The organism is Achromobacter sp., assembly GCF_036567245.1.
Taxonomy (GTDB): domain Bacteria; phylum Pseudomonadota; class Gammaproteobacteria; order Burkholderiales; family Burkholderiaceae_B; genus Achromobacter.
Map to the genome: position 1 here is coordinate 1 of NZ_DATCUY010000266.1, position 4780 is coordinate 4780.

The following is a 4780-nucleotide window of genomic DNA, read 5'->3' on the forward strand; positions in this document are numbered from 1 at the left end:
GCCGCCAGCGCCTGCGGCGTGCGCGGCACGCCGTGCTGGGCCAGCAGCGCGGGACTAGCAACCAGCCATAGCCTGAACTGGCCGATCCGCGTGGCGCGGTAGCTGGAGTCTTCCAGCGCCCCCACCCGGATGGCCAGGTCCAGCCGCTCGGCGATCAGGTCCGCATGCGCCGAACCGGCGCGGTAGCTGACCCGCAGAGCAGGATGCTCGCGCGCATACGCCGCCAGCGCCGGCGCCACCACCAGGTTGCCGTAGTCCACCGACGCCGTGACCCGCAGGCTGCCTGACAAGGCCGCCTGCCCGGAACGCGCCTCGTCCACCGCGCTCTCGGCCTCGCGCAGCAGGCGGGCGCAATGGCCGTAAAAGCCCTCGCCCGCCTCGGTCAAGGCCAGCCGCCGGGTGCTGCGCGTCAGCAGCGCCACGCCCAGCTCCTGTTCCAACTGCTTGATATTGAAGCTGACCACCGCCTTGGTGGTGCCCAGCGCATCGGCCGCCGCCGTGAACGAACCGGCCTCGACCACCGCCGCATACATCGCCAGACGATTCAGATTGATCATGGAAGGCATGTATTGATTGTCAAATAAACACGAACAGTATATCCATCCATACGGTATTTTTCGGGAACAACAGGACTCCTAGAATGACGCTCCCTTTCTGGAAGCCATCCCATGCCCGACCTTTCCTCGCACTGCCAGCGCCTGGCGCTCGACGCCCATACCCGCATCGAACAATGGATAGGCTCGCCCGACGCCCCGGACAGCCAACTGGCCGACCTGCTGGAGAGCTTTGCGCCTGGCTTCAGCATGATTGCGGCCGACGGCCGGCGCCTGTCCGCGGCGGCCTTGCCCGCCCTGTTCGCCAGCCTGCGCGGCGCGCGCCCGGGCCTGAAGATCGATATCGACGAGCTGGCCGTGCTGCACGCAGACACGGCGTCGGTCTTGCTGAGCTACCGCGAACGCCATGTATGGAGCGCCGGCGCCACCCAGCGGCGCGCCACCGTCCTGTTCACGGTCCAGGCCGGCGGCCAGCCGCAATGGGCGCATCTGCAAGAGACCTGGGCCTGAGCGTTGGACCGGCCCGGGCGGCCCTCAGGCCAAAAAAAAGCCTCCGGCTAGGAGGCTTGTCGTTGTCGTTTTCGTATCCCGTCCAATAGCAGATCGGTGATGAATTCCGCCAGGACCAATTGCCGGGCCGCATCCGGCGTCTGCCGCGTGAAGCGTTCGATGATGCCCATCAGCGATTGGGCGAACCAATCGGACGGAACGTCTTCGCGGAACAGGCCGGCCTGCTGCTCGGCGCTGACGTTGCCGGCGATCATCGCCACCAGCTCGTCCTTCAGCGCCTCGGCCTCGGCGGCCTGGAAGAAGCCGATGCGCGTCAGGTTCGGATCTTCCTGCAGAATCGCGAGCAGGCCGCTCACGCTCTGGCGGAGACGCCCGGCCAGTTCGGCGTCTTGCAGGTCATCGGGCAAGCGTGCCTGGCCGATGGCCTGCCGCAAACGCTGGGCGAACAAGCCCACCAGTTCGTCGTAGGCCGCCTGCTTGCTGGCGAAGTATTGATAGAAGACAGGTTGGGTCACGCCGGCCCGGGCGACGATGTCGCTGATCCGGGTATGCTGGAATCCGCGTTCCGCGAATTCCGCTGCAGCGACTTCCAGAAGTTGAGCCCGTGTGCGTTCACCCTTGGTGAGACGCTTGTCTTGCGGTAAAGAAGTAGGTCGTGCCGTAATCATCGCGAGAAAATACTACCCTTCGGCGCTTTTAGCCACTGGTTTTATCCACGGCTTCCAGGACAGATACAACCATTGCAATGTCATACCCAAAGTGCTGGCCTGCTGTTGCCGCCATCGCCGTCGCCAGCCTGGTCTCGGGTTGCGTGCCCTACCCGGTCTACAAGACCATGCAGCCCGACGCCCACGCCACGGTGCTGGACGAAAACTCCCAGCCGCTGGCCGGTGCCCGGGTCGTGTTGATCAGCAGCACCTACCCCTATGGACGGGAACAGTTCCGCAACGAAACCCGCAGCGCGGCAGACGGCGGCGCCGCGTTCAAGGCCTTGCGGGAATGGCGCGCCGAATCGATGATGATCCACGGCGCGCAGGTGTACTTCTGGAACTGGTGCGTGGAAAAAGCGGGTTACGAAACCTATATGACCGTGGACCGTGACGCCGCGTATTTCAAGGACAAACCGCAAATCACGCTTCGTCCCGGCGAGTCGCATTCCTGCAACAGCTGGCCCGACCGGCAGGCATTGCCTGCGTCCCGCTGAAATCAGTTGAAATCTCCGTAGCGCTTGAGACACTTTATGGCAACGGCCACGCAGTAAAGTAGCGATACCGGTCCGGGCCAGGCGTTACGCCGGTCCCGGGGCGGATCAGGAGCAAGATCATGAAGCGGTTTTCTGGCCGTATGGCCATCGTCGCGGCGCTGGCATTGGCCGTGGCAAGCGCGCCTGCCATGGCTGGCGGGCGCGGCGGCGGTTATTGGGGCGGCGGCCATGGCGGCGGATATCACGGCGGATACCATGGCGGCCATCACAACTATCATGGCGGCGGCGGCAGCAGTTCCGACGGCTGGTGGATAGGCGGCGCGTTCGCGCTGGCCACCATAGGCCTGCTGCTGGCGGCGGATTCCGGGCCCTCCTACACGCAGGCTGGTGTCTACTCGTCGGGCGTGGGCTACACCAGCCCGCCGGTCTACGCGGCCCCCGTCTACAACGCGCCGGTCTATGAGGCGGCGCCCGTGTATGCCGCCCCTCAGCCTCAGTACGAGCCGGTGCAATACGAATCCGTACCGCCGGTCAACAACGCCCAGGCCAGCGCCACCGTGGATTGCCAGCGCTGGGCCATGAACCAGAGCGGCTATGACCCGGCCACCATCACGCAATGGACCACCCAGGTCATGGTGGACTCCTACAACCGCGCGCTCGATTCCTGCATGACCAGCCGCGGCTACCGCGCGCACTGAAGCGCGATTCCGGGTATTCCCGCTTGTCCCGCCGCGCCGGCCTGCACACACTGCATGCCGGCGCGCCTCATTGGAAAGCCGTTGCCGCGTCCCGGCGGATAGGCCGCCGGGCATGACAAGGGGAAAGCATGTTGAATCTCAAGCGGATCGCGGGGCTGTGCGCCATCGGCGCGGCTTGCGCGTTCTCGGCCGCCGCGCACGCGCAGGCCGACGCCAAGGCCCAGGCCATGACCATCGTGGTGCCTTACGGCGCGGGCGGCATCGTCGACAACACGGCGCGCGCCTTTGCGCAAAAGCTCGCGGCGGAACTGGGCCGGCCGGTGGTGGTGGAGAACCGCGGCGGCGCGGGCGGCATGATAGGCATGAACACGGTGGCGCGGGCCCATGACGAGAACACCCTGGCCTTCACCGCCGTCAGCCCGGTCACGCTGTCGCCGCATGTGATGAAGACGCTGTACGACCCATTGAAGGATCTGGCGCCCGTGGCGTCCGTGATGTATTCGCCGGTCTATCTGGTGGGCGGCCCGAAGTTCACGGGCAAGTCCTTCCAGGACATGCTGGCCCAGGCCAAGGCCGATCCCGGCGGCCTGTCGCTGGCCACCGCCGGCGTGGGATCGCTGGGACATCTGATGCTGGAACAGATCAACGGCCAGGCCGGCGTGCGCATCACGCACGTGCCCTACAAGGGCATGGCGCAGATGGTGCCCGACGCCCTGGGCGGCCAGTTCACGCTGATGCTGGTCAATGCCTCCGGCCCGGTCAATGCGCTGATCGACGAAGGCAAGCTCGTCCTGCTGGCCGTGGGCTCGCCCGCCCGGCTGCCGGCGCGGCCCGGCACGCCCACCTTGGCCGAACTGGGCTATCCCATGGCCAACATGACTTCCACCTTCGGCTTTTTCGCGCCGGCCAGCACCAGCCCGGATTTCCGCAAGCGCATGAACAGCCTGATCAATCGGATCGCCGCCATGCCGGACATCAGCAAGCCGCTGACAGACGCGCTGAACATCATGTCGCCCGGCACGGTGGAGCAGTTCTCGGCCCAGGTGCAGAAGGAATATGCGGACAACGGCCTGATCGTGAAGCAGGCCAACATCCGCAGCGAATAGGCGCAGGGTTCGCAGGCCGGCAACCCGTGCGGCGGAATTCGGGAACTCGGGGATGCGGCGGTTCAGCGCCGCCAGCCCCGCCAGGCGCACAGCAGGCCGACGGCCAGCAAGGCGCCGGCAGGCAAGACCCAGACGAATCCGGCATCCGTGTAGACCACCTGGTCGACCGGGTCGTAATAGCGGCCCAACTCGTTGAAGTCCCACTTCAGGTATTGGGCGTACCAGGCGTAAAAGAAGAACGCGGACAAGGCCAGACTGATCACGCTGATCACCTGCAGCAGCCCCTTGCTGCGGCCGGCGCGCACCGCGGCCTTCCACGCCAGGACCGCGCAGCCTGCCAGGGCCGCCAGCACCAGCAGGTCGCCGACATCAACGCCCATCGGCCGCCTCCAGGCCGGCCAGACAGGCCTGGGCTTCCTGCCACTGCTTTTCGCTGAAGACGCGCAAGCCGGCTCGTTGCAGCAGTTCTGCCGTCACGCCCACGCCGGGCTGCTTGCGGCCGGCGAAATGGCCGTCGTACACATAGCCGCTGCCACAGGAAGGACTGCCCTCCTTCAGCACCGCGATGCCGATGCCCTGCTTGCGCGCGGCCTCCAGCGCCGCTTGCGCGCCTTGCACGAAGGGCGTGGTCACGTCCTCGCCAGACACCGCCATGACGCGTGCACGGCCGGCCAGCACCGCCGCCGCGTCGGCGGCAGGCTCGATCTC

At 66.3% G+C, this 4780-nt stretch carries 8 protein-coding genes; 4 read left to right on the top strand and 4 right to left on the bottom strand.

What is annotated here, in order from left to right; all coding sequences use genetic code 11:
- A partial coding sequence (locus tag VIR09_RS11735; RefSeq protein WP_332013033.1) for a LysR family transcriptional regulator occupies positions 1–566 on the bottom strand: 566 nt, incomplete at its 3' end.
- Positions 567–668: 102 nt separating this feature from the next.
- Between VIR09_RS11735 and VIR09_RS11740 the strand changes: the two genes are divergently transcribed.
- Positions 669–1064, top strand: a complete 396-nt coding sequence (locus tag VIR09_RS11740; RefSeq protein ID WP_332013034.1) for a hypothetical protein — start codon at positions 669–671, stop codon at positions 1062–1064.
- A 47-nt stretch (positions 1065–1111) separates the two neighbouring features.
- On the opposite strand, the gene VIR09_RS11745 is transcribed toward VIR09_RS11740, so the two are convergent.
- Positions 1112–1657 carry a helix-turn-helix domain-containing protein gene (locus VIR09_RS11745; protein ID WP_332013040.1) on the bottom strand — a complete coding sequence of 182 codons (546 nt, stop codon included), beginning with the start codon at positions 1655–1657 and terminating at the stop codon, positions 1112–1114.
- A gap of 152 nt (positions 1658–1809) precedes the next feature.
- Here VIR09_RS11745 and VIR09_RS11750 point away from each other — a divergent pair, with 152 nt between their 5' ends.
- From VIR09_RS11750 to VIR09_RS11760, 3 genes are all read left to right on the top strand, one after another.
- Complete coding sequence (locus tag VIR09_RS11750) at positions 1810–2268, top strand: carboxypeptidase regulatory-like domain-containing protein (protein WP_332013035.1); 459 nt, start codon at positions 1810–1812, stop codon at positions 2266–2268.
- Positions 2269–2387: 119 nt separating this feature from the next.
- Positions 2388–2966 (top strand): hypothetical protein, encoded by a 579-nt coding sequence (locus VIR09_RS11755; RefSeq protein WP_332013036.1) that lies wholly within the window; start codon positions 2388–2390, stop codon positions 2964–2966.
- A 128-nt stretch (positions 2967–3094) separates the two neighbouring features.
- The gene (locus tag VIR09_RS11760) at positions 3095–4072 is read left to right on the top strand and encodes a tripartite tricarboxylate transporter substrate binding protein (RefSeq protein ID WP_332013037.1); all 978 of its coding nucleotides are present in this window, start codon (positions 3095–3097) and stop codon (positions 4070–4072) included.
- A gap of 62 nt (positions 4073–4134) precedes the next feature.
- On the opposite strand, the gene VIR09_RS11765 is transcribed toward VIR09_RS11760, so the two are convergent.
- Both VIR09_RS11765 and VIR09_RS11770 read right to left on the bottom strand, forming a co-directional pair.
- Positions 4135–4452: a hypothetical protein gene (locus VIR09_RS11765; protein ID WP_332013038.1), complete on the bottom strand. Its 318-nt coding sequence runs from the start codon at positions 4450–4452 to the stop codon at positions 4135–4137.
- A partial coding sequence (locus tag VIR09_RS11770; protein WP_332013039.1) for a DUF523 domain-containing protein occupies positions 4442–4780 on the bottom strand: 339 nt, incomplete at its 5' end. The genes VIR09_RS11765 and VIR09_RS11770, both read right to left, overlap by 11 nt.

Excerpts from the sequence above, each read along its gene's own strand:
- VIR09_RS11740 (WP_332013034.1), top strand. The coding sequence starts at position 669 with ATGCCCGACCTTTCCTCGCACTGCCAGCGCCTGGCGCTCGACGCCCAT.
- VIR09_RS11750 (WP_332013035.1), top strand. The coding sequence starts at position 1,810 with ATGTCATACCCAAAGTGCTGGCCTGCTGTTGCCGCCATCGCCGTCGCC.
- VIR09_RS11755 (WP_332013036.1), top strand. The coding sequence starts at position 2,388 with ATGAAGCGGTTTTCTGGCCGTATGGCCATCGTCGCGGCGCTGGCATTG.
- VIR09_RS11760 (WP_332013037.1), top strand. The coding sequence starts at position 3,095 with ATGTTGAATCTCAAGCGGATCGCGGGGCTGTGCGCCATCGGCGCGGCT.
- VIR09_RS11765 (WP_332013038.1), bottom strand. The coding sequence starts at position 4,452 with ATGGGCGTTGATGTCGGCGACCTGCTGGTGCTGGCGGCCCTGGCAGGC.